The organism is Polaromonas sp. JS666, from assembly GCF_000013865.1.
Taxonomy (GTDB): Bacteria; Pseudomonadota; Gammaproteobacteria; order Burkholderiales; family Burkholderiaceae_C; genus Polaromonas.
In genome coordinates this window covers 4,037,003-4,058,831 of record NC_007948.1, presented here as the reverse complement: position 1 = coordinate 4,058,831, position 21,829 = coordinate 4,037,003, and the positions used below count along the sequence as shown (strand labels likewise).

Here is a 21,829-nt window from a genome sequence, read left to right as displayed (position 1 = left end):
CTGCGGCCACAGTGCAAAATGGGTCCATGAAACCACCCAAGCGACTGCAGTCATTGATTGAGGAAGGTCTGATCGACACAGTCGTGCGTCAGCTCATGAGCGGCAAGGAGGCCATGGTCTACGTGGTGCGCTCTGGCGGCGAAACCCGCTGCGCCAAGGTCTACAAGGAGGCCACGGAGCGCAGCTTCCGGCAGGCGGTTGATTACACCGAAAACCGCAAGGTCAAAAACACCCGCCAGGCCCGCGCCATGGCCAAGGGCACCCGTTTTGGCCGGCAGGCGCAGGAGGCCGCCTGGCAAAGCGCCGAGGTTGATGCGCTGTATCGCCTGGCCGCCGCTGGCGTGCGCGTGCCCCGGCCCCACAATTTCTGCGACGGCGTGTTGCTGATGGAGCTGGTGACCGACGAGCACGGCGACGCCGCCCCGCGGCTCAATGACGTGGAGTTCACACCCGAGCAGGCGCGCACGCACCACGGGACGCTGTTGATCGAGGTGGTGCGCATGCTGTGCGCCGGCGTCGTGCATGGCGACCTGTCGGAGTTCAACATCCTGCTGGGCAGCGAACAGGGTGTGGACGGCCCGGTGATCATCGACCTGCCCCAGGCCGTGGACGCCGCCGGCAACAACCACGCCAAACGCATGCTGCTGCGCGACGTGGATAACCTGCGCGGCTTTTTTGGCCGCTTTGCACCCGAGCTGCTGCATACCGACTTTGGCCCGGAGATATGGGCCTTGTATGAACGCGGCGTGCTGGACCCTGAGGTGGTTCTCACCGGCCGGTTTGAGCGCAAGGTCGGGGCGGTGGATATGGGTGGCGTGATGCGCGAGATTGACGATGCGCGTGCCGAGGAAGCGGCGCGGCGGGTGCGTATGCAGGCTGTTGGGTGATGGGGCTGGTCAGTCGCCTAATGTCTCCAGGTATTTCTGAAACGCCTTCTCCACGCAGGCCGCTGGCGTCTGGTGGTCGCCTTGGCCTGTCGGCGGCTAAACCCATCACCTGAATCGATTTTGGCTGATCGGGCCAAAAATACCCTCTTTGGCCGTCTTGCTGATCGTCACAACCGCAGGGTGGGTGAGCCGGCGTTCGGTCGTGATGGCGTACAGGTTCTCGACCACCGAATCGATACGGCCGATTTCGACCACTTGGTGCTGTTCGCAAACCTGATCAACGATGGCTGTTGGTGCGGCAAATAGTCCGGCCCCCGCTTGTCCGAAGGCCTTCATCAGAGCACTGTCATCAAATTCACCGACGATGTGGGGCCGCAAATTGTTAACCTTGAACCACTGCTCAAGTTTCGGCCGAATGGCGGCATCTTCACCGGGGAGCAAGAACGCAGTGTTATCGAGCATGGCCGGAAAACTGCCTTTCAGCTCTTTCACCAGGCTGGGGGTACCGAACACCGTCAGCCCACTCTCGCCGAGCAGGTGGCTGTAGCCGCGAACATTCAGGTTTGCCGGCATGGGTCGGTCCGCAATGATCATGTCAAGTCGATCTATAGCCAACTCCGCCAGCAAGGAAGGCAAGCGTCCCTCGCGGCAAACCAGCCGCATCGGCTCCCCTTGCCTTTGCTTGAGCGCCGGTTCCACAAGCCGGTAAGCGACGGACTTTGTGACGGAATCGGCGATCCCCACCTGGAAGGGCAAGGTCTTTTTCGCCCCCTGGTTATGAAGCACCTCGAGGAGTTCGTCACCAATCGAGAAGATCTCTTCCGCGTAGCTCAGAATGCGCCGTCCGGCGTCGGTCAACTCACGGTTACGCCCGGATCGGCGAAACAATTCAATGCCCAGCTTCGCCTCAAACTTGCTCAGCTGGCCACTGATGGACTGCGGCGTGAGGCACAGTTGCTCGGATGCGCGGGCAATGCTGCCAGTCTTTGCAACCATCCAGAAATAGCGCAAATGCTTGAAGTTAAGTACGGCCAAAGTGTTCCCCATCAACTGCCCAGCGTGCGAGAGCGAGACACAAACGACTTTTCGCGCGCAGACCAGTTTCATCGAATTTTTCGATGTATTAAGCCATTGAATTCGACTTGCTAGATGTATCGATACGCCCTAGCATCACAACCGAGACCCAACTGGTGCGCCTTGTTGCCTTGCAGGTTGAGCAAACCCGACGACAGCAAGGGCAGGACAATTTCCAGAACCGAGCGGCCGGGTTGGGTCTATGCAGGTTTTCAACAAGGAGATCATCATGAAAAAAATACTACTCCTGACGGATGGTTCGGAATGTGCTCTGCGCGGCGTAGCCCTCGTTATCTCAAAACGCGCCCACTATGCCAATCCGGATGACCTCGACATCCATCTGGTCAACGTCCAAGCCCCTTTTTCGCATGACGTCAGTCGTTTTTCCGATCACGACCAGGTAGCCGCATTTCACCATGAGGAGAGCGTGAAGCTCATGCGGGGGGCATGCGAACTTCTGGATGCGGCCGGCGCAAAGTACACGTGCCACCACGAGGTCGGCAAAATCGCAGAAACGATCACCCACCTGGCTGAAACGCTAAAGTGCGATCAAATCGTCATGGGCACCCATGGTCGCGGGGCGCTCAGTGAGTTTCTGATGGGTTCGATCACGCTGAAGGTGGTCCATCTTTCAAAAATTCCGGTGCTGCTCGTCAAGTAGTTGCATCTTTTTTCTGGAGTCCGGCATGCATGACAAGCAAGCCCACTCCAAACCGATTGAAGAACTGCTCAGCGACTTTGAGACGCACCTCAAACGCGGTCTGACCCAGGTACAAGCACAGGAGCGACTCGCAAAGTTTGGTGCCAACGAACTGACCGAGCGGCCACGGCCGGGCTTTTTGGCGCTGCTGTGGGATCAGTTCAAAAATTTCCTTGTGATCATTCTGATCATTGCTGCGGCGATTTCACTCGCACTCGGCGAGTACGTCGACTCCGTTGCCATCTTGTTCATTGTGGTGCTCAACGCTGTGGTCGGAGTCTTTCAGGAGTCAAAGACGCAGACAAAACACCTCAGCCGCGCCCTGGGCTTGCAAATAATCTATTTTTACTGTCCAATGAAGGAACGAAGGGGAGTAACTCCCTCGTTTTGCTGACACATTCGATAACAGATACCACAGCAAAATCGCCACAGCAAGTCGTCATTCCGAAGTTCACACTTCCGGCTTGCTGGATATGCGGAGACACTGCATATCGAGCCAGACCTTCGATTGAAACCTGCACAGGTTTGATCGAGGCGTTCGCGGCATCACCCGAGCCGCACCACTCACATACCTGTCCGGTTTGAACGAAGCCGGAAATCCGCGCGTCGGATTTCCATGTCCGAACTTGATATGGAGTGTGAAAATTGGAACTATTTACAGCCCCCTGGTGGTCGGCCCTGCTGGCGATCATTCTCATTGACCTGGTGCTTGCCGGCGATAACGCCATCGTGATTGCGCTGGCCGCTCGCAATCTGCCACCCAACCTTCAGAAAAGAGCGATTGTCTGGGGTACGGTCGGGGCCATCGTGGTGCGCTCCGCCATGACGGTGGGCGTCGTGTGGCTGCTCAAGATCCCCGGCCTGATGCTGGTGGGCGGCCTGGGCCTGCTGTGGATCGCCTACAAGCTGCTGGCTGACGAGGGCGGCGGAGAACACCAGGGCCCTGTCGCGACCACATTCTGGGGCGCGATGAAAACCATCGTCGTGGCCGACGCCCTGATGGGTATTGACAACGTTCTGGGTGTGGCCGGCGCCGCGCACGGTGCCTTTGACCTGGTCATCATCGGCCTGCTGGTGAGCGTGCCTATCGTGGTTTTCGGCAGCACGATGGTGCTCAAACTGGTGGCGCGTTTTCCCCTCATCATCAACCTCGGGGCGGCCGTTCTGGCGATTACCGCAGCCAACATGATCATCGGCGAACAACTGCTTGACCCGATCTACGGCGGCCCGAGTGCTTTGCCGTCTGCCGAGACCCTGCACACCGCAGCTCAATGGGTTACCTATGCGTTCGCTGTAGCGGGTGTGCTGGGCGCGGGCTGGAGGGCCACCCGACGCAACAAGTCCGAACACTATGCAAACGAGAAAGACCTGATTGCACATTGAAAGTGAAAGGCATCACCGAAGGCCACTGGGAGGTCCAGGGCTTTTTGTTTCACCCAGCGAAGCTTCTATAACCACGATAACTGAAGGAGAACTTTATGGACAACATCATTGTTTATATTGACGATGCCGGCTATGCCCTGCACATGCTGCAACCCATGCTGCCAGAGGGCAACGCGCGCAGTCCGACCCGCTGGATTCTGGTGGCCTGCGCACCGCGCGTGACGCACCATGCCAGCAAATGGGTAACACACAGTGCGCGGGAGAGTTGGCGCGGCAAATGGGCGGCGAAAGTATTTGCGCAACTGGTGCCTCTCCTGCAAAAAGAGGGCAATACCGTGGTGACACGGATGGCCCAGACCACATTGACCACCCAGACGGAAGCCTTGATCAAGGAACATGGCGTTGCACGTGTGCTGGACGCCCGCCGGCCCAAATTTGGCCAGGACCTGCAACCCGTCACGACCGAGCAGGCCCAGGAACACCACGACGTGCTGGGCTATGTTGCAGCGCTGGCGAGCGCGGGACTGCTTGTTGCGACAGACTGAATAGCCCCTCGGAATAGCCCTCGCGCTTTTCGCTTCGCGTAAGGCGTTGCCCCCGAGGGGGTTCATTTTCCTTGGGGCGGCCCGGCGGAAAATGGGGGTGATCCTGGCTAGCCATGCTGCTGCACATCCCGGGGCGCAGGCCGGGCGCAAGCGCCAGAACATGAGCTTGGAAGAAGAGCGCGAGTTCCTGACCCCCTTTTTGGAGCAAGCGGCCACGGGTGGTGTACTCGTAGTCGGCCAGATCAAGGCAGCGCTGGACCAGCGCCTGGGGCGCGAGGTGGCGCTGGCCTCAGCCTACAACCTGCTGCACCGCCTCGACTGGCGAAAAATCGCCCTCGACAAGCGCCGTCCGCAAAGCGATCCACAAGCTCAGGATGAGTGGAAAAAACTCCCCCAAACGCTTGCCGAAATCCGCCGAGACTGGGCGCAAGGCAAAGCCATCAAGCTGATGTTCCAGGACGAGGCGCGCTTGTGAAGCGCATCTCGGACGTGCGCAGGTGCTGGGTTCCCAAGCCAATACGCCCAATCTGCCAAGCCATGCTGACGCACTAATATACCTATGCCTATGGGGCGGTGGATGTCTGCATTGGCGAGCTCGATAGGTTGATCCTGCCGCACGTCAATACCGAGTGCATGCAGCTGTTTCCGAACGAAGTCTCGGCACGTCATCCTGATGAGCGCATCGTCATGTTGATTGACGGTGCAGGCGGGCACCAGTGACAAGCTCAAAGCGCCAGCGAACATCTACCTGCTCAAACCCCCGCCGTATGCGCCCGAGCTCAACCCGATTGAGCACGCCCGGGATGAGCTACGTGAGAAGTTCTTCCATAACCGGGTCTTCAAGAGCCTCGACGCATTGGCGGGTGACCTGGCACTTGCGATGAAGACCTTGGAACTTGATCCCAACATAGCGGGCTCCATCGTGTCGCGGCCTTGGATTATTGGAGCGTTCATGGCTTCACTCATGCTATTGAGACTTCCATAAATCATGGCGACCAACTTACTACCGTTCTCCCTGAGCTTGTCGAAGGGCTTCGACAGGCTCAGCCCGAACGGTGTAGCGTCATGAATTACGAAAACATCAATAGAAATGAAATTAGATCACCGCCGCGACGACACCACAATCCCGCCCACGATCAGAAAAAACGCCAGCGCGTGATAGAGCTGCGGCAGCTCGCCCAGAAAAGCGGCTGACAGCAGCGCCGCAAACAGCGGCGTGAGGTTGGAGAAAAAGCCGGCAATCGCCGGGCTGACACGCTGCACGCCCATGCCCCAGCAGCGGTAGGCGATCACGGCTGGGCCGATGGCCACGTAGAGCAGGCCGTCGCCAGGGGCCAGCCCCAGCTGATGTGGGCGTCGGTCAGTGCCCATTCGCTACCGGCAAAAAACCCGGACCAGCGCTTTGGAATGCCCGATGAGTTCGGTGCGATCTGTGCGGTTTTGTCCCGCACGCATGCGGCTTGCATGACGGGGAAGAATGTGCTGGCGGATGGCGGGGCCTATCCAGGAACGTACTGACGGGCAGTTGACGCGCGCTGCGCGTCGGCGGACCATGGGTGGATGGACATATCAGCAATCACTCTGTTCCTGGCGGGTGATGTCATGTGCGGCCGCGGCATCGACCAAATCCTGCCTCATCCAGTCCACCCGCAATTGTTCGAGTCCTTCGTCAAGTCCGCGCGCGATTACGTCGAGCTGGCGGAAGGCCAAAGTGGCCCCATCCCTCGTCCGGTGGGCTGGGACTATGTCTGGGGCGATGCCCTGGCCGAGCTGAACCGCCTGCAGCCGCACGCGCGCATCGTCAACCTGGAGACCGCCGTCACGGCGCGAGGGGAGCCCTGGCCGGCCAAGGGCATTCACTACCGCATGCATCCCGCCAATGTGCCCTGTCTGACGGCTGCCGGCCTGGACTGTTGTGTACTGGCCAATAACCACGTCCTGGATTGGGGCTACGACGGCCTGAGCGACACCCTGGCCACACTCCGTCGTGCCGGGCTGCGTACCACCGGCGCGGGACTCAACCAGGCCGAGGCTGAGGCGCCGGCCTGCATCGAGGTGCCCGGCAAAGGGCGGGTCCTCGTGCTTGCCATGGCCAGCGACAGCAGCGGCGTCCCCCCTTCCTGGGAGGCCACGGCAGAGCGCGCGGGCGTCTCGCGTGCACCCGACTTCTCGGCACAGGCGGCGCAGGCGCTGGCCGCCAGAGCGGCTGCAGCGCGGCGAGAGGGTGACATCGTGGTTGTGTCGCTTCATTGGGGCGGCAACTGGGGGTTTCAGGTGCCCGCCGAGCAGCGCAGCTTTGCCAGGCGTCTGATTGATTCTGGTGCCGTAGATGTCATCTTCGGCCACTCCTCCCACCATGTGAAGGGCATCGAGGTGTACTGCGAACGCCTGATCCTGTATGGCTGCGGCGACCTTCTGAACGATTATGAAGGGATTGGCGGTTACGACAGCTACTGCCCGGGTCTGGGGCTGATGTATTTTGCGAGTCTCGATGCGCAGACACGTCGCCTCGTGAATCTGACCATGGTTCCCATACGGGTCCAGCGTTTTCAGATCCAGCGGGCGACCGACGACGAGACGGCGTGGCTGCTGGCGACTTTGAGTCGGGAGGGGCAGCGATTCGGGACAGGCGTGGAGCAGCGCAACGCAGATCTGCTGTTACGCTGGACCTAGCCGGTGCCGAGCCGCCTCAAACCGGCGACGCGTCCCCTCGGGGGCCGGGCGCAGCCCTTGGGGGCCATAAAAACCTGGCCCGCAGCGTCGCCGTCACTTTGATCGCCACGAGTCTTGTAGTCTGCCCGCCCGCTCACCGCCTTGACGACACCACAATCCCGCCCACGATCAGGGCAAAGGCCGCAGCATGGTAGGCGCGCGGCGGCTCGCCCTGGACGGCCACAGACAGCAGGGCGGCGAACAGCGGCGTGAGGCTGGAGAAAACGCCAGTGCCAGGAAGGATAGGGTTGACTTTCACCACTCGTGCCGTTCTTGCCGGCACGTTTGACTGCAAGCGAAATCATCTCCCGCTGGGCATCAGGCGGCGTACTTCAGGAGGGATGGCGATGCCGTGCTGTTCATACGCATCGCAGCCAAACAGTTTTGACAGCGCTGCTGCACAGCCCCGAACCATGTCAGCCATAGTGCCGGCCGGTGAAGGCGGAATGTTCTGGATGGAGCCGACGATGGCGACGATTCCTATCAGGTCTTTGGCACTGCGCAGGATGGGGGCGGCAAGTACGTTGATACCTGTCAAGGCCTCGTTGGGCGCGTCTTCCATTAAGTGCTCACGGATGCGTTGCAGGCGCAGATCAATGGCGTGGATGTCAACCAGCGAATGCGGTGTGGGGGCTAGCAGAGGCCCGCTCAGCAGGCGTTCCCGTTGTGTGTCGGTTGCATAGGCCAATGCGATGCGACCCTGGGCCGAGCAGTGGGGGAGCGGACGGTTGCCGGGTTTGACGGTGATGCTGACGTTGCTCTCATTGTCCACCGCAGCGATGACCAGCGCCTCACCATTGAGTGGAATGGACAGCAGCGAACTCTGCCCGGTGGTTTCACATAGAAGTTTGAGATAAGGGGCGGCTATTGCACGAATGTTCGATTGCACGCCAGCGCGTTCGCCAAGCTGAAACAACTTCCAGCCCAGGCGGTATTTTTCGGTGGCTTCGTCCTGGTCAATCAGACCAAAGTGTTTGAGCGAAACCAGATTGCGGTGAATCCGTGCCTTGGACTGGTTCAGGGCGCGGGCTATTTCACTGACCCCCATGGGTGCTGGCGCGGCGGCCAATTCATCCAGCAATTGGGCTACCACCGCTACGGAATCGAGCGAGTTCGCGGTTTCTTTTTCCAAGGTCACGGCAGTACCCTTCCCGGTAAATGCATTTATTTCAGTCCGATTAGATCAGCTGCATTGGTAGACACCATTTTCCGCACGTCGGCTTCGCTGTATCCCAGATCGAGACAGGTTTCAATGACGTTTTTGAAGCCGTCCACGAGCCGAGGGTTTCCGATCTGCCCCAGATCAGAGCCGAGAATCGTGTGATCCACCGTGCCTGCGGTGATCATGGCCTGCAACTCGGGTGGATCGTAGAACTTGAACTTGGAGCCTGGAACGAACATGCACATGGAGTGTTCCATATAGGCGCCCATGCCCACCAGCTCGCGAATGTCGTCGAGCGAGGCGTCCACCACATAGGTTGGGTGATTACACAGGAGACGCTTGACCCCACGCCGCTTGGCCTCTTCAAACAGGGGCCAAATTTCGCTGATGTGCAGATGTCCGGAGGAAAGAACAATGTCACTTTCCGCAATCAGATCCAGAATCGGCATGACCTCGGGCCGCAGCTTGCCAGCCCCGTTTGTGACAGTCAGTGGCGTAGGTTCGATCATGACCTTTTTGGTCTGGGGGAACTTGTCCTTGAAGTGCTCGTCCTGCTTGTGGTGATCCAGGTGGTTCTTGGCTGAAAAAGTCGGCATCCAGACCAGCTTTGCCCCGAGCTTGATGCCGTGCTCCACGGCATACATGTTGAGCCCGCCAGTGGTGTTGTTCAACGGTACGCCAGACAACAAGGTCACTTTCAGGTGGGAAAAGTGCTTGTTGAGCACTTCGGTCACGGGCGTGGCCGAGTAGTAGTGGTCCTTGATGAGCAGGGCCCGCATACCGACAGAAGAGGCCTCCTGCATGGCATCGTAGTGGTCAAAGTAACGCGGCATGACCGATGGACCACTGTGGCAGTGCAGGTCAATTGCGCCTTCAAGCAAGCGGTCAGGCAGACCGGGATCGGTGGTGCGCCACGCAGTCGGATTGGCAGAGGTTGCGGCTGTCATGTTCGGTTCTCCTCAGGGTTTGTCAGAAAAATCGGCAGCCTGGTACTCCACCAGGTGCTTGTAGTCATCACGGATGGGAGCGAACACGTCCAGGTTGAGCGCCACCTCGTCGCCAATGGGCTCTACATAGTGCAGGGTGTGCGGCGGCACGCGGACCATGCAGCCAGGCGTCATTTCGAACACTTGATCGCCCACGTGGTAGTTCATGCGTCCCTGAACGCAGATGGCGATCTGCTCGAAGTCGTGCTGATGTGGGCGTACCTGAATTCTGGGCTGCACGAAGTTCATCACCATGATCACGTCTTCGCCGCGAAATCCGCAGCGTTCAATGCCTTCGCGCACAAATTCGCGGGGCAGCTTGTTCCAGTCAAACATTTGAGTCATGGGGTGTTCCTTATCAATACGAATATGAAAAAATGATTCCGGCCATCAGGCAGACCGGACTTTGCTGGCCATGGCGTTGGCCTGTGCACGCAGCAAGGCCTGATCGGATCCCATCACAAACAGGCTGACACCCAATTGAACCCAGTGCTCCAGTTCGCTCGCGTCGGCCAGGAACATGCCAACCGGCTTGTTAGCCGCCGCACAAGCCTTGCAGACCCGAACAGCAGCCGCGTACACCTCGGGATGTGCCGCGTCAAAAACGCCATAGGACATGGCTAGGTCGGCACGCCCGATCAGGAAGCCATCCACTTCTTCCATGGCGGCCAAGGTCTCTATCGCTTCAACGGCCTCACGGTCCTCGATCTGGAACACTACCGCTACGTCCTGGTCGGAGGAGTCCACCAGCTGCAGCATGGGAGTCGTGCCGTACTGTCCGGCTCGGGATGAGTTGGAAAATCCCCTGCTGCCACGGCGGTACTGAGTGCATGCCAGCACCGCATGGATGCCCGCAACCGTCTTGGCGTGGGGTACCAGCAATCCGGTAGCGCCCATGTCCAGTGCCTGCAGTATCGTGGCCGGCTCGGTATCGGCAATCCTGACCAGCGCGGGCAGCTGCGTGGCTCTGGCAGCGAGCAGGCAGGTGTCCAGCGCATTCTGACTGAAGGGCGCGTGTTCAGCGTCAATGACAATGAAGTCCAGCCCGGTGGTCCCGAGGACCTCAACCGTCTGATGGCTGGCCGTCTTGACAAAGGTGCCCACCAGCCGGTTGCGTGCACGCACCAGTTGCCGGAAGCTGGTCTCAGTCAAGTTTGATCCCCAGTGCCTTGATGCGCTTGCCGGAAACGTCTTTGTCCTTTTTCAGGAAGGCTTCAAACTGTTGCGGCGTGTCCCCGATGGGCTCATAGCCGTAGGGATCGACGAACCGGTCGAGGAACTCCTTGCTTTTCAGCACCTTCTGTACGTCAGCCGTGATTTTGTTCGCGATGGCGGGCGGTGTTCCGGCAGGGCCGGCCAGCGCCAGGTAGAGGTTGGCCATCACGTTGGGGTAGCCGGATTCGGCAAAGGTGGGGACATCCGGCAGCGCCTTGGCACGCTTGGACCCGGCAATTGCCAGTATCTTGACCTTGCCACTTTGCAGGTGAGGGATGGCCGCAGAGGCTCCGGCCACCATGGCGTCGATGTTGCCGCCCAGCATGTCCTGTATGGCCGGAGCAATGCCCTTGTAGGGCACGTGGATCATGTCAAACGCGGCTTCCTGTTTGAGGCTCTCCAATGCCTGGTGCGTGGTTCCACCGCTGCCGGCCGAGGCGTAGCTGTGTTTGGGGCCCTCTTTTTTCATCAGGGCCACAAAGTCTTTGAGTGTTGGCGTCTTCAGATCACCCTTGGTGATCAGCACCATGTTGAAGTGAACGGCCCGTGTGATCGGGGTCAGATCCTTGTCTGCGTCGTAGGGCATCTTGGAATAGAGAAACGCGTTATGCGTAAAGGCCGCGTCTGAACCCAGCAAGAGCGTATAGCCATCGGCCGGGGCTTTCGCCACGAAGGAGGCGGCGATGATTTCATTGGCGCCGGGCCGGTTGTCAACGATAACCGGTTGCCCCCATAAGCCGGTGAGCGCCTCGCCCAAACCCCGTGCAAAGTTGTCCACCGGCGCTCCTGCCGGATAGGGCACGATGAGTTTGACCGGCTTGCTTGGGAAGGGCTGGGCGCTGGCTAGCGACGTCGCACCCGCCAGCGTAAGGACGCATGCGCCCAAAAGGTATTTTTTAACAAGTTGGTTGATCATGAAAAGTCTCCATGGAATTGAATGAAATGCAAATACGGAAATCAATATTGTTCCTCTCAAAGGAATACTGTACCACTCAAAGGAACGATTTGTAGATAAGGGTTTTCCCTGGTTCGGCGCGGTGGTCACTTCACTTCTTTACAGCCGTCTGACATGGGTGCCGGTTCGCCCCGACCTGTCTCCATAGGGGGCGGGGCCACGAGATGTATGGCAGGATGTGGTGCTGATTTTTTGATAACCATCCAAAGGAAACCCACCATGACCCTCGCCGTACAGATTGACCAGAATGGCGGTCCCGAACAGCTCAAGCTCGTCGATGTGACCGTGGGCGAGCCCGGCCCCGGCGAAATCCGCATCCGTCACAAGGCCGTGGGCCTGAACTTCATTGATGTGTACCAGCGCACCGGCCTGTACAAGCTGCCCATGCCGCTGCAACTGGGCATGGAGGCATCGGGCGTGGTGGAGGCGGTGGGCGAGGGTGTGACGCACCTCAAGGCCGGCGACCGCGCCGCCTACGCCAGCCAGCCACCGGGCAGCTACTGCGAGCTGCGGGTGATGCCCGCCAAATGCGTGTGCAGGCTGCCGGATGCGATTTCGTTCGAGACCGGCGCGGCGATGATGCTCAAGGGCCTGACCGTGCAGTATTTGCTGCGCCGCACACAGCCGCAGGGCGGGCTCAACGCAGGTGATTTTGTGCTGTTTCATGCGGCGGCCGGCGGCGTGGGCCTGATTGCCTGCCAGTGGGCCAAGGCCATGGGGCTGCAGCTGATCGGTACGGCGGGCTCGGATGAAAAATGTGCGCTGGCCAAGGCGAACGGCGCGGCCTTCGTCATCAATTACGCGAAGGAGGACTTCGTCGCCCGCGTGAAGGAAATCACCGGCGGCAAGGGCGTGAAGGCGGTCTACGACTCGGTCGGCAAGGACACCTTTCTCAAATCGCTGGACTGTCTGCGCCCCTTCGGCCTGCTGGCCAACTTCGGCAATGCATCGGGCAAGGTCGAGCCGCTGGATATTGGTGTGCTGGCCGCCAAGGGCTCGCTGTATGTGTCACGCCCCACCCTGTTCACCCACATCGCCACCCGCGAGACCACGCAGGAAATGGCCGATGACCTGTTTGCCATGGTCACCGGCGGCAAGATCAGGATCGCCATTGACCAGCGGTTTCCGCTGGCCGATGTGGCCGAGGCGCACCGGTCGCTCGAAGCCCGCAAGACCACGGGCTGCACGATTCTTACCCTGTGAGCGGCCTGCGGGTCGATGCGGGCTGGCTGCGCGAGCTGCGCGCCAAAGCCGTTCAGCCACCCCTGCGGCCGCGCGTGCCGCTGTGGGCGGGCGAGTCGGTGATCGGCTCGGTGGAGCCTGAATTCCTGCATCAAATCACGCTTCAACCCCTGACGGATGGACATCATCCGCTGTTAAAGGAGGAGCATCCGGAACGGCTCGGCTGGCGCCTGATGGGCGACGTGACGACCAGCCTGAACCGGGTGGCCCTTGCCCTGCTTGAAGCCGGCCTGGCGGGCGCCTGGCGCAATGAACAGCTGGCGGTGCCTGACCAGCTGGGCCATCGCAAGGGGACGGTGGAACGCGCCGCTGTCCGGCCGCTGGGCATCACCACGCTGGCCGTGCATCTGGTGGGGCAGACGCCGGACGGCCGCTTCTGGGTGCAGCAGCGCGCTTTTGACAAGGCCAACGACCCGGGCCAGTGGGACACGCTGATGGGTGGCATGGTGTCGGCGGCGGATACGGTAGAGACGGCGCTGGTGCGTGAAACCTGGGAAGAGGCCGGGCTGCATACGGCCGACCTGCAGGACATGCGCTACGGCGGGCGCCTGAGCACCTGCCGCCCCTGCAGCGACGGCATGGGGGCGGGTTATGTCAGCGAAAACATCGACTGGTACTGCTGCACCGTGCCCGAGCGGCTGGTGCCGAACAACCAGGACGGCGAGGTCGAGCAGTTTTGCCTGATGGACGCGGGGCAATTGCTGGACGTCCTGCAGCGGGGTGAGTTCACCACCGAAGCCGCGCTGATTCTCTGCGATGTGCTGAAACTGCCCTGATTTCCAGTCCGCAGGCCTGTCGGGAGGGCAGGTCCGGGCTTCAGGGCTGGTCGGTCAGCACCATGGGCCGCAGGCGGTTGGGTGCCAAGGCGCCGGCGGAGTCAAGAATCGGGTAGGCGATGGAGCAGATATGCGAGTTGATGCGCTTCAACTCGCTGATCAGGTCGATGTGCAGGGAGCTGGTCTCAAAACTCTGCACCGTATTGGCCGACAGGCGGCCCAGGTGGGTGGTGGCATAGGTACGCTCCAGATCGCGAAAGCGCGCTTTTTCTTCCAGCAGCTTCTGGGCATCGCGCACGGTGCCGTTCAAAAATACGCTCATGCCCAGGCGCAGGTTGTCGATCAGCCGTTCATGCAGCTCGGCGATCTCGGCCATGCCAGCTTCCGAAAAATTACGGCCCGGCTTGATTTTTTTGTCTTCAATATCAATCAGCACCCGTTCGATGATGTCGCCGATCTGCTCCATGTTGATGGTGAAGCTGATGATGTCGGTCCAGCGGCGGCTTTCTTCATCACTCAGGGCTTCGCGGGAGATTTTGGTCAGGTAGTACTTGATGGCCGAGTACAGCTCATCCACCGTATCGTCGAGTTTGCGCAGGTCTTCAGCCAGCTTGATGTCATCTTTTTTGATGACTTCAAGCACGCCGCGCAGCATGGTTTCCACCACATCGGCCTGGTACATGGCCTCACGCGCTGCACACGAAATCGCCAGCGAGGGCGTGGCCAGTGCGGAAGGGTCCAGATGGTGGTGGCGCGTGCTGGCGTCGGTCTTTTTTCCGACCTTGGGCAGCCAGACTCCGATCCAGCGCGCTACCGTATGGGTCAGGCCAATGAAGACCGCACCGATGATGACATTGAAGCCGAAGTGGAACAGCACCACCGCTGTGGCCGGCTCACCCAGCAGCGGGCGCACATGCCGCAGCCACAGGCCGATCAGCGGCGCGGCCATGACAATGCCCAGCGCCTTGAACACCAGGTTGCCCATCGGTACCTGCCGCGTTTCGATGGAGGACCTTGTCGTGGTCAGTACGGCCAGCAGGCCGCTGCCCAGGTTGGCGCCCAGCACCAGGCCCAGGGCGACGTCCAGCGGAATGACGCTGGTGCCGGCCAGCGTGGCGGTGAGCAGCACGATCGCCAGGCTGGAATAAGACACCACGGACAACACCGCACCGGTGGTGATTTCCAGCAGCAAGTCACTGCTGAGCGATGCCAGCAGCGCCTTGACGGCCGGTGCCCGGGTAAGCACCTCGGTGGAGTCCGTGACCAGCCGCAGGGCCAGCAGCATCAGGCCCAGGCCAATCAGGACGCGGCCCAGGCGGCCTGCATTGCTGTCCTGGCGCGAGATGAACAGCACCACGCCCAGAAAAATGAAGAGGGGCGACAGCCAGGATAAATCAAAGGAAAACACCACCGCCATCAGGCTGGTGCCGATGTCGGCGCCCAGCATCACGGCCAGCGCCAGCGGAAGCGCGATCAGCCCCTGGCCGACGAAAGAAGAGACAATCAGCGCGGTGGCGGTGCCGGACTGTACCAGGGCGGTCACACCGATGCCCGACAAGGCGGCGGTGAAACGGTTGCTGATGCTGCGCGCCAACACCTGGCGCAGATTGGCACCAAACACCCGCAGAATGCCGGTTCGTACTAGTTGGGTGCCCCAGACAAGCAGCGCAATGGCTGCCAATAAATTCAACAGATGCTTCATAAGGTCAGAAGCCACTATACGCCAGTGGGTTGCGGCACAAGCGGCCTGACCCCGGCACTGTGAAGTTAAAGCCACACTCTGAAGCCACACGCCGGGCAAGGGGCGCGAGCGCGGGGCCGGGTCAACTTCTGCGCACGCGCCGCAACTCGTCCAGCACCAGAAAAATCGCGCCAATGGTGATGGCGCTGTCGGCGATGTTGAAGGCCGGAAAATGCCAGTTGCCGTAGTGGAAGTCCAGAAAGTCCACCACGTAGCCGTGCAGGGTGCGGTCGATCACGTTGCCGACTGCACCGCCCAGGATGCAGGCCAGCGCGAACGAAAACAGCTTTTGCCCGGCATGAGACCTGAGCAGCCACACAATGAAGACCGCTGCGGCAATACCAAGACCGGTAAAAAACCAGCGCTGCCAGCCCGACGCTGAGGCCAGAAAGGAAAACGCGGCGCCGGTGTTGTGAACCCGCACCACATTGAAGAAACTGGTCACATAGGTGGCATCGCCCAGGCGGTAATAGCCCAGGATCAGCACCTTGGTGAACTGGTCGGCAATTAGCAGAATCAGTGCCAGCCCCAGCCAGGGCAGCATGGAACCCGAGGTTTTTCCGAAAGCCTTGGCCATCAGGCGTACTTCCTGTCTTCGCCGGCGCCATACAGGTTGCTGGTGCAGCGGCCGCAAATGGTCGGGTGCGCCGGGTCATGGCCCACGTCTTCGCGGTAGTGCCAGCAGCGCTCGCATTTTTTGGCCGTAGAGGCTTCAACCCCAATAGACCGTACATCATTAGGCGTAGGAACAGAGTCGAGAAATGCTGCCGAAGTGATGAAGACAAACTTCAGGTCTTCATCTAGGGATGAAAGCAGGGAAAGATCTTCCTGGTTGACGCGTAGCGTGACGTTTGCTTGGAGTGACGAGCCGACCTTTCCTTCCGAGCGAAGTTCTTCAATAAACTTGTTGGCTTCGTCTCGGATCTCGCGAATGCGCGACCATTTGGCCAGCAGCGCTTCATCGGGGGCTGTCAGCTCGGCATAGGTTTCCATGAAGATGGATTCCGAGCTGCCAAAGGTCTTCCACGCCTCTTCGGCGGTGAAGCTCAGGAAGGGCGCCATCCAGCGCAGCATGGCATGGGTGATCTGGTGCAGTGCCGTTTGCGCGCTGCGGCGCGCCAGCGATTTGGGACCTGTCGTGTACAGCCGGTCTTTCAGGATGTCGAGGTAGAAGGAGCCCAGGTCTTCGCTGCAGTAGATCTGCAGCTTGGACACCACCGGGTGGAATTCATACACCTCGTAGTGCGCCAGGATGTCGGCCTGCAACTGCGCCGCGCGGCTCAGCGCGTAACGGTCGATTTCCAGCATCTGGTCAAACGGCACGGCGTCTTTGGCCGGGTCGAAGTCGCTGACGTTGGCCATCAAAAAGCGCAGCGTGTTGCGGATGCGGCGGTAGGCGTCGACCACGCGGGCGAGAATCTTGTCGTCGATGCCCAGGTCACCCGAGTAATCGGTGGAGGCGCACCACAGGCGGATGATCTCGGCGCCCAGCTTGTCGCTGACTTCCTGCGGCACCACCACATTGCCTTCGCTCTTGCTCATCTTGCGGCCCTTGCCGTCCACGGTGAAGCCGTGGGTCAGCAGGCCTTTGTAGGGCGCGTGGTCGTACATCGCGCAGGCGGTCAGCAGCGAGCTGTGGAACCAGCCGCGGTGCTGGTCATGGCCTTCCAGGTACAAGTCGGCCGGCCATGTGGACTGCGCCGCATGGCTGTGCCTGAGCACGTGGTCATGCGTGGTGCCGGAGTCAAACCAGACGTCGAGGATGTCGGTGCTCTTGATGTAGTCCGGCGCATCGGCGCCGATGATGGTTTCAGCGCTCGCCTTGCTCCAGGCCTCGATGCCGCCGGCCTCGACCATGCGGGCGGCCTGGTCCATGATCTCCATGGTGCGCGGGTGCAACTCGCCGGTGGCGGTGTGAATGAAGAAGGGCAGCGGCACGCCCCAGTTGCGCTGGCGGCTGATGCACCAGTCGGGCCGGCCGGCAATCATGTCGCGCAGGCGGGTCTTGCCGTTTTCCGGGTAGAAGCTGGTTTCTTCGATGGCGGCCAGGGCCAGCTGGCGCAGGGTTTTGCCGGCCTTGTCTTTGGTGAAGACGCCCACGCCCTCGTCCATGCGCACAAACCACTGGGCCGCTGCGCGGTAGATCACCGGCGTCTTGTGGCGCCAGCAGTGCGGGTAGCTGTGAACGATGTCGTGCGTGTCAAACAGGCGCCCGTGCTCGCGCAGCTTGTCGATGATCAGCGGCGCGGCCTTCCAGATGTTGAGGCCGCCAAACAGCGCCAGTTCATCGACATAGCGGCCGTTGCCCTGCACCGGGTTGAGGATGTCGTCGTAAGCAATGCCGTTGGCCACGCAGGAGTTAAAGTCTTCCACGCCGTAGGCAGGCGATGAGTGCACGATACCCGTGCCGTCGTCGGCCGTCGCGTAGTCGGCCAGAAACACCGGGCTGAAGCGCTGGTAGCCCGTATCCACATCGTAAAAGGGATGCATGAACTTCAGCATCGCCAGGTTTTTGCCCTGTGTGGTGGCCAGCACGGTGCCGGTGAGCTGGTAGCGCTCCAGGCATTTGTCGACCAGCGACGCGGCCAGCAGCAGGATGCCGCGCTCGGTGTCGACCAGCGCGTATTCCAGCTCGGGGTTGAGGTTGAGCGCCTGGTTGGCGGGGATGGTCCAGGCGGTGGTGGTCCAGATCACCGCAAAAGCGTCCTTGGCCAGGCTTTTCAGGCCGAAGGCGGCGGCGAGTTTGTCGGGCTCGGCGCTTTTGAAGCCCACGTCCAGCGTCTGCGACTTCTTGTCGGCATATTCGATTTCAAATTCAGCCAGCGAGGAGCCGCAGTCGAAACACCAGTACACGGGCTTGAGGCCGCGGTAGACAAAGCCACGCTCCATGATGCGCTTGAGCGCACGGATTTCGTTGGCCTCGTTGGCATGGTCCATCGTGCGGTAGGGGTTGTCCCATTCACCCAGCACGCCCAGGCGCTTGAAGTCGGCCATCTGGCCGGCGATCTGCTCGGTGGCAAAGGCGCGCGATTTGGCTTGCACCTCGTCACGCGGCAGGTTGCGGCCGTGCAGTTTTTCAATCGCGTTTTCGATCGGCAGGCCGTGGCAGTCCCAGCCCGGCACATAGATGGCGTCCAGTCCCTTGAGCTGGCGCGCCTTGACGATCATGTCTTTCAGGACCTTGTTGACGGCGTGGCCGATGTGGATCTTGCCGTTGGCGTACGGCGGGCCGTCATGCAGCACGAACTTCGGCGCACCGCAGCGTGCATCGCGCAGTTTCTTGTAAATGCCTTTGTCGTCCCATTCCTTCACCCAGCCGGCCTCGCGCTTGGGCAGGTCGCCGCGCATCGGAAAGGGGGTGTCGGGCAGGTTCAGGGTGCTGCGGTAATCGGTTTTGTTGTCAGGCATGGGTGTCGCTCGAAAAGGCTTCGACAGGCTCAGCCCGAACGGCTGTGTTGGGGGGAAAGGGAGGAATACTGGGCCGCTCGCCCTGAGCCTGTCGAAGGGCTGCGACCGGGGCGACGAGATCGTCTAAATTCGGTCTCGCGTGGTCTGGCGGCTGGTTTCCGTGTGCATGGATGCCGAAAAAGCCTGGGCAAAAAATGCCCGCGCGTCGTCGCAGTCTTTGGCAATGCCCGCTTGCAGGCTGTCCAGACTGTCGTATTTCAGTTCATCGTGCAGTTTGTGTAGCAGTTCCACGCGGATGATTTTACCGTATGCCCCCTCCGCGCCCAGGCCGGCCGGCCATTCGAGGCAATAGGTTTCGAGCAGGACGCGTCCGCCGTTGGCGTCGTTGGGGTCGATCGAAGGCCGGATGCCCAGGTTGGCGACACCGGGCAGGGGTTGGTCGGCCAGGCCATGCACATGGACCGCAAAAATCCCGCTGGCGGCTGGTTTCCAGTGCGAAAAACGCAGGTTGAGCGTGCGAAAACCCAGGTCGCGGCCCAGTTTGCGGCCGTGCACCACATGGCCCGAGATGCTGTAAGGCCGGCCCAGCAGGCTGGCCACCCGGTCCATCCGGCCTTCTCCGAGTGCTTCCCGCACGGCAGAACTGGACACCCGGGTGCCATGCACCTCATAGCTGTTCATGCGGGCCACGTCAAAACCCAGGCGCTCGCCCGCCGCATCCAGCATGGCGTAGTCGCCCGCGCGTTTGGCGCCGAAGCGGAAATCATCGCCCACCAGCACGTATTTTGTCCCCAGGCCCTGCACCAGCACGTCCTGGATAAAGGCCTCGGGGGCCTGCGAGGACAGCCGGGCATTGAAAGACAGCACCACGCACTGGTCAATGCCGCAGCGCGCCAGTTCGGTGAGCTTGTCGCGCAGCGTGGCAATGCGCGCGGGCGCAAGTTCGGGTTTGCGGGCGACCGCGGCGAAATAGTCGCGGGGATGGGGCTCAAAACTCATCACGCAACTGGGCACGCCGCGGTGCTGGGCCTCATTTTTAAGCAATGCCAGCATGGCTTGGTGGCCACGGTGCACGCCATCGAAATTGCCGATGGTCAGGGCGCAGCCGGGGGCCAGCTCGGGATGGTGGTAACCACGGAAGACTTTCATGGGGTGATTATCGTTTCCATAGCGCCGGAGCCCGGTTGGACGTGGCTTGAACGTGGTTAATGGGGGATTTAAACCTCATTGTCATGTTTTCACTGTATATTGATACACGGTCGGTCCGATTTCGTGTTTCCATGTCCATGGAGGTTCGTTTTGAAGGTCTTGAAGCTCTCAGCCCAGGGGTTACCACAGTCGTGGATCAGCCTTGAGGAAGCCGTGTTGCATTACGCGGCGGACGAAGTGCGCTGGGAGATGGGCGCGCGGGTCGCCACCTTTCATGGCGGCCATAACGCCATCACCGGAATTCAGTCAGTCATCTCCATCAACAGCATCATCGGCACCAAGGGCGTGCCCAACATCAACCCTTTTGACCTCAAGCCCGGGCTGACCAACAGCAAGCTGTTCGCGCGGGACCGCAATGTGTGCGCCTACTGCAGCGGGCATTTCCACGAAGAAGACCTGACCCGCGAGCACATCATTCCCTTTGCCCAGAACGGTATCGACACCTGGATGAATGTGGTGACGGCCTGCCGCGCCTGCAACCACCGCAAAAGCAGCCGCACCCCCGAGCAGGCCCACATGCCGCTGATCTACACGCCCTATGTGCCCAGCCTGTGGGAAGATTTCATCCTGCGCAACCGCCGCATCCTGGCGGACCAGATGGAATTCCTGATGGCGCACATTCCCAAAACGTCACGCCTGCACGCGTGACGATCTGATGCCTTCACGCCTGCACGCGTGACGCTCCAGGCGGTCCACGCCTGTTCCTTCATCCTTCAGGCAAACACGCCGGCCGTCTCCTGCATCCGGCTGGACACCTCGCCCAGGTGGTGCAGCGTGTCGCCAAACGTCATCTCCAGCTGGGTGAGTTTCTTGAAGTAGTGACTGACGATGTATTCGTCGGTCACGCCGATGCCGCCATGCAGCTGCACGGCCTGCTGGCCGACAAAACGCATGGAAACGCCCAGCTGGTACTTGGCGCGGGCCAACGCCCGGCGGCGTTCGTCCGTCGGCGCATTGAGCTTGAGCGAAGCGTAGTAGCTCATGGAGCGGGCCAGCTCCAGCTGCATCTTCATGTCGGCCACGCGGTGGCGCAGTGCCTGGAAGCTGCTGATGGCCACGCCAAACTGCTTGCGCGTGTTCATGTACTCGACCGTGACAGCCAGCGTTTTGTCCATCACGCCCACCGCCTCGGCGCAGATGGCGGCAATGCCGATGTCGACGGCGTGCGAGAGCGCGGTGAGGCCATCCAGCGTGACCAGGCTGGCCGGCGCATTCGCGAGCGTCACCTCCGCGGCGCGCGCGCCGTCCTGGGTGCTGTAGCCGCGGGTGGCAACGCCTGTTGCGGTGCGCTCCACCAGAAACAGCGCCAGCTTGCCGCTGGCCATGGCCGGCACAAGGAAGGCGTCGGCCTGGTCACCTGCCGGTACTATGCTTTTGACAGCAGTCAGCGACCAGGCGTCGCCGCTTGCAACTGCTGTTGCTTCGCATTGTTCAAGCCGGTAGCGGGCAGCCCGTTCCTGATAGGCCAGCACCACCAGGCTCTCGCCCGAGGCAATGTTCGGCAGCCAGGCGGCCTTGACGGCATCGGGTGCGTAGCCGGAGAGCACAGCGCTGGTGAGCAGGGTCTGGGCCAGGGGCTCCAGCACCATGCCGCGCCCCAGTTCTTCCATGACCACCATGCCTTCAACCGGCCCCATGCCCATGCCACCATCGTCCTCGGGGATGTACAGGCCTGTCAGCCCCAGTTCGGCCAGCTGGCCATAGGCCTCGCGTGAGAAGCCACCGGCTTTTTCAATGCTGCGGCGGCGCTCGAAGTCGTAGCCCTTGTCCACCCATTTGCGAACCGCGTCGCGAAGCTGTTCCTGGTCATCGGTGAAATCGAAATCCATGATGC

22 protein-coding genes and 3 pseudogenes are annotated in these 21,829 nt (G+C 60.9%); 12 read left to right on the top strand and 13 right to left on the bottom strand.

From position 1 onward, the window contains the following. The first annotated feature begins 26 nt into the window (after positions 1 to 26). The gene (locus BPRO_RS19320) at positions 27 to 887 is read left to right on the top strand and encodes a PA4780 family RIO1-like protein kinase (RefSeq protein WP_011484754.1); all 861 of its coding nucleotides are present in this window, start codon (positions 27 to 29) and stop codon (positions 885 to 887) included. A 105-nt stretch (positions 888 to 992) separates the two neighbouring features. Here the strand turns inward: BPRO_RS19320 and nhaR are convergent, their stop codons facing one another. Then, positions 993 to 1,922 (bottom strand): transcriptional activator NhaR, encoded by a 930-nt coding sequence (gene nhaR, locus BPRO_RS19315; RefSeq protein ID WP_011484753.1) that lies wholly within the window; start codon positions 1,920 to 1,922, stop codon positions 993 to 995. 268 nt (positions 1,923 to 2,190) lie between these two features. On the opposite strand from nhaR, the gene BPRO_RS19310 reads away from it, so the two are divergent. The 6 genes from BPRO_RS19310 to BPRO_RS29740 all read left to right on the top strand — a co-directional run bounded on the left by BPRO_RS19310 (position 2,191) and on the right by BPRO_RS29740 (position 5,574). Next, the gene (locus BPRO_RS19310) at positions 2,191 to 2,622 is read left to right on the top strand and encodes a universal stress protein (RefSeq protein ID WP_041390057.1); all 432 of its coding nucleotides are present in this window, start codon (positions 2,191 to 2,193) and stop codon (positions 2,620 to 2,622) included. A gap of 25 nt (positions 2,623 to 2,647) precedes the next feature. Next, positions 2,648 to 3,055 (top strand): cation-transporting P-type ATPase, encoded by a 408-nt coding sequence (locus BPRO_RS19305; protein WP_011484751.1) that lies wholly within the window; start codon positions 2,648 to 2,650, stop codon positions 3,053 to 3,055. Positions 3,056 to 3,306: 251 nt separating this feature from the next. After that, the gene (locus BPRO_RS19300; protein ID WP_011484750.1) at positions 3,307 to 4,044 is read left to right on the top strand and encodes a TerC family protein; all 738 of its coding nucleotides are present in this window, start codon (positions 3,307 to 3,309) and stop codon (positions 4,042 to 4,044) included. Positions 4,045 to 4,139: 95 nt separating this feature from the next. Further along, positions 4,140 to 4,589: a hypothetical protein gene (locus BPRO_RS19295; RefSeq protein WP_011484749.1), complete on the top strand. Its 450-nt coding sequence runs from the start codon at positions 4,140 to 4,142 to the stop codon at positions 4,587 to 4,589. A 160-nt stretch (positions 4,590 to 4,749) separates the two neighbouring features. Further along, positions 4,750 to 5,064: a winged helix-turn-helix domain-containing protein gene (locus tag BPRO_RS29745; RefSeq protein WP_198140949.1), complete on the top strand. Its 315-nt coding sequence runs from the start codon at positions 4,750 to 4,752 to the stop codon at positions 5,062 to 5,064. A gap of 225 nt (positions 5,065 to 5,289) precedes the next feature. Further along, complete coding sequence (locus tag BPRO_RS29740) at positions 5,290 to 5,574, top strand: transposase (RefSeq protein ID WP_369794713.1); 285 nt, start codon at positions 5,290 to 5,292, stop codon at positions 5,572 to 5,574. Positions 5,575 to 5,690: 116 nt separating this feature from the next. Here the strand turns inward: BPRO_RS29740 and BPRO_RS19280 are convergent. Further along, positions 5,691 to 5,986 (bottom strand): annotated as a pseudogene (locus BPRO_RS19280) (EamA family transporter); the annotation flags it as partial. On the opposite strand from BPRO_RS19280, the pseudogene BPRO_RS30535 reads away from it, so the two are divergent. Together BPRO_RS30535 and BPRO_RS19275 are read left to right on the top strand one after the other, a co-directional pair. Then, positions 5,979 to 6,107, top strand: a pseudogene (locus BPRO_RS30535) (3-oxoacyl-ACP reductase); the annotation flags it as partial. The pseudogenes BPRO_RS19280 and BPRO_RS30535 sit on opposite strands and share 8 nt — an antisense overlap. A gap of 42 nt (positions 6,108 to 6,149) precedes the next feature. Beyond that, positions 6,150 to 7,262, top strand: a complete 1,113-nt coding sequence (locus BPRO_RS19275; RefSeq protein ID WP_011484747.1) for a CapA family protein — start codon at positions 6,150 to 6,152, stop codon at positions 7,260 to 7,262. A gap of 133 nt (positions 7,263 to 7,395) precedes the next feature. Here BPRO_RS19275 and BPRO_RS29730 read toward each other — a convergent pair. The 6 genes and pseudogenes from BPRO_RS29730 to BPRO_RS19250 all read right to left on the bottom strand — a co-directional run. Further along, positions 7,396 to 7,530, bottom strand: a pseudogene (locus BPRO_RS29730) (EamA family transporter); the annotation flags it as partial. 72 nt (positions 7,531 to 7,602) lie between these two features. Further along, positions 7,603 to 8,439 (bottom strand): IclR family transcriptional regulator, encoded by an 837-nt coding sequence (locus BPRO_RS19270; RefSeq protein ID WP_011484746.1) that lies wholly within the window; start codon positions 8,437 to 8,439, stop codon positions 7,603 to 7,605. 26 nt (positions 8,440 to 8,465) lie between these two features. Continuing rightward, a complete protein-coding gene (locus BPRO_RS19265) occupies positions 8,466 to 9,410 on the bottom strand; it encodes a DUF6282 family protein (protein ID WP_011484745.1) in 945 nt (314 codons plus the stop codon). Between the two features lie 12 nt (positions 9,411 to 9,422). After that, on the bottom strand, positions 9,423 to 9,794 hold the full coding sequence (locus tag BPRO_RS19260) for a cupin domain-containing protein (RefSeq protein ID WP_011484744.1): 372 nt from the start codon (positions 9,792 to 9,794) through the stop codon (positions 9,423 to 9,425). A 45-nt stretch (positions 9,795 to 9,839) separates the two neighbouring features. Further along, positions 9,840 to 10,601, bottom strand: coding sequence for an HpcH/HpaI aldolase family protein (locus tag BPRO_RS19255; protein WP_011484743.1), 762 nt, complete (start codon positions 10,599 to 10,601; stop codon positions 9,840 to 9,842). Then, entirely contained in the window at positions 10,594 to 11,580 is a 987-nt protein-coding gene (locus tag BPRO_RS19250; RefSeq protein ID WP_011484742.1) for a Bug family tripartite tricarboxylate transporter substrate binding protein, read from the bottom strand. The genes BPRO_RS19255 and BPRO_RS19250 overlap by 8 nt, the downstream gene beginning before the upstream one ends. Positions 11,581 to 11,838: 258 nt before the next feature. Between BPRO_RS19250 and BPRO_RS19245 the strand changes: the two genes are divergently transcribed. Together BPRO_RS19245 and BPRO_RS19240 are read left to right on the top strand one after the other, a co-directional pair. Beyond that, positions 11,839 to 12,822 carry a quinone oxidoreductase family protein gene (locus BPRO_RS19245; protein ID WP_041388955.1) on the top strand — a complete coding sequence of 328 codons (984 nt, stop codon included), beginning with the start codon at positions 11,839 to 11,841 and terminating at the stop codon, positions 12,820 to 12,822. After that, positions 12,819 to 13,637 carry an NUDIX hydrolase gene (locus tag BPRO_RS19240; RefSeq protein ID WP_011484740.1) on the top strand — a complete coding sequence of 273 codons (819 nt, stop codon included), beginning with the start codon at positions 12,819 to 12,821 and terminating at the stop codon, positions 13,635 to 13,637. The genes BPRO_RS19245 and BPRO_RS19240 overlap by 4 nt, the downstream gene beginning before the upstream one ends. Before the next feature lie 40 nt (positions 13,638 to 13,677). Here BPRO_RS19240 and BPRO_RS19235 read toward each other — a convergent pair whose 3' ends face one another. From BPRO_RS19235 to BPRO_RS19220, 4 genes are all read right to left on the bottom strand, one after another. After that, positions 13,678 to 15,339, bottom strand: a complete 1,662-nt coding sequence (locus BPRO_RS19235) for a Na/Pi cotransporter family protein (RefSeq protein ID WP_011484739.1) — start codon at positions 15,337 to 15,339, stop codon at positions 13,678 to 13,680. A gap of 121 nt (positions 15,340 to 15,460) precedes the next feature. Next, the gene (lspA, locus tag BPRO_RS19230) at positions 15,461 to 15,955 is read right to left on the bottom strand and encodes a signal peptidase II (RefSeq protein WP_011484738.1); all 495 of its coding nucleotides are present in this window, start codon (positions 15,953 to 15,955) and stop codon (positions 15,461 to 15,463) included. After that, positions 15,955 to 18,786: an isoleucine--tRNA ligase gene (gene ileS, locus BPRO_RS19225; RefSeq protein ID WP_011484737.1), complete on the bottom strand. Its 2,832-nt coding sequence runs from the start codon at positions 18,784 to 18,786 to the stop codon at positions 15,955 to 15,957. The genes lspA and ileS overlap by 1 nt, the downstream gene beginning before the upstream one ends. Positions 18,787 to 18,909: 123 nt before the next feature. Then, positions 18,910 to 19,935 carry a bifunctional riboflavin kinase/FAD synthetase gene (locus BPRO_RS19220; protein WP_011484736.1) on the bottom strand — a complete coding sequence of 342 codons (1,026 nt, stop codon included), beginning with the start codon at positions 19,933 to 19,935 and terminating at the stop codon, positions 18,910 to 18,912. A gap of 150 nt (positions 19,936 to 20,085) precedes the next feature. Here BPRO_RS19220 and BPRO_RS19215 point away from each other — a divergent pair, with 150 nt between their 5' ends. Continuing rightward, positions 20,086 to 20,643: an HNH endonuclease gene (locus BPRO_RS19215; protein ID WP_011484735.1), complete on the top strand. Its 558-nt coding sequence runs from the start codon at positions 20,086 to 20,088 to the stop codon at positions 20,641 to 20,643. A 65-nt stretch (positions 20,644 to 20,708) separates the two neighbouring features. Here BPRO_RS19215 and BPRO_RS19210 read toward each other — a convergent pair whose 3' ends face one another. Next, on the bottom strand, positions 20,709 to 21,824 hold the full coding sequence (locus BPRO_RS19210) for an acyl-CoA dehydrogenase family protein (RefSeq protein ID WP_011484734.1): 1,116 nt from the start codon (positions 21,822 to 21,824) through the stop codon (positions 20,709 to 20,711). Positions 21,825 to 21,829: the final 5 nt, after the last annotated feature.

Coding starts and splice junctions, on each gene's coding strand:
- BPRO_RS19320 (WP_011484754.1), top strand. CDS start 27: ATGAAACCACCCAAGCGACTGCAGTCATTGATTGAGGAAGGTCTGATC.
- BPRO_RS19260 (WP_011484744.1), bottom strand. CDS start 9,794: ATGACTCAAATGTTTGACTGGAACAAGCTGCCCCGCGAATTTGTGCGC.
- BPRO_RS19275 (WP_011484747.1), top strand. CDS start 6,150: ATGGACATATCAGCAATCACTCTGTTCCTGGCGGGTGATGTCATGTGC.
- BPRO_RS19220 (WP_011484736.1), bottom strand. CDS start 19,935: ATGAAAGTCTTCCGTGGTTACCACCATCCCGAGCTGGCCCCCGGCTGC.
- BPRO_RS19305 (WP_011484751.1), top strand. CDS start 2,648: ATGCATGACAAGCAAGCCCACTCCAAACCGATTGAAGAACTGCTCAGC.
- BPRO_RS19310 (WP_041390057.1), top strand. CDS start 2,191: ATGAAAAAAATACTACTCCTGACGGATGGTTCGGAATGTGCTCTGCGC.
- BPRO_RS19265 (WP_011484745.1), bottom strand. CDS start 9,410: ATGACAGCCGCAACCTCTGCCAATCCGACTGCGTGGCGCACCACCGAT.
- ileS (WP_011484737.1), bottom strand. CDS start 18,786: ATGCCTGACAACAAAACCGATTACCGCAGCACCCTGAACCTGCCCGAC.
- lspA (WP_011484738.1), bottom strand. CDS start 15,955: ATGGCCAAGGCTTTCGGAAAAACCTCGGGTTCCATGCTGCCCTGGCTG.
- BPRO_RS29745 (WP_198140949.1), top strand. CDS start 4,750: ATGAGCTTGGAAGAAGAGCGCGAGTTCCTGACCCCCTTTTTGGAGCAA.
- BPRO_RS19250 (WP_011484742.1), bottom strand. CDS start 11,580: ATGATCAACCAACTTGTTAAAAAATACCTTTTGGGCGCATGCGTCCTT.
- BPRO_RS19295 (WP_011484749.1), top strand. CDS start 4,140: ATGGACAACATCATTGTTTATATTGACGATGCCGGCTATGCCCTGCAC.
- BPRO_RS19210 (WP_011484734.1), bottom strand. CDS start 21,824: ATGGATTTCGATTTCACCGATGACCAGGAACAGCTTCGCGACGCGGTT.
- BPRO_RS19235 (WP_011484739.1), bottom strand. CDS start 15,339: ATGAAGCATCTGTTGAATTTATTGGCAGCCATTGCGCTGCTTGTCTGG.
- BPRO_RS19245 (WP_041388955.1), top strand. CDS start 11,839: ATGACCCTCGCCGTACAGATTGACCAGAATGGCGGTCCCGAACAGCTC.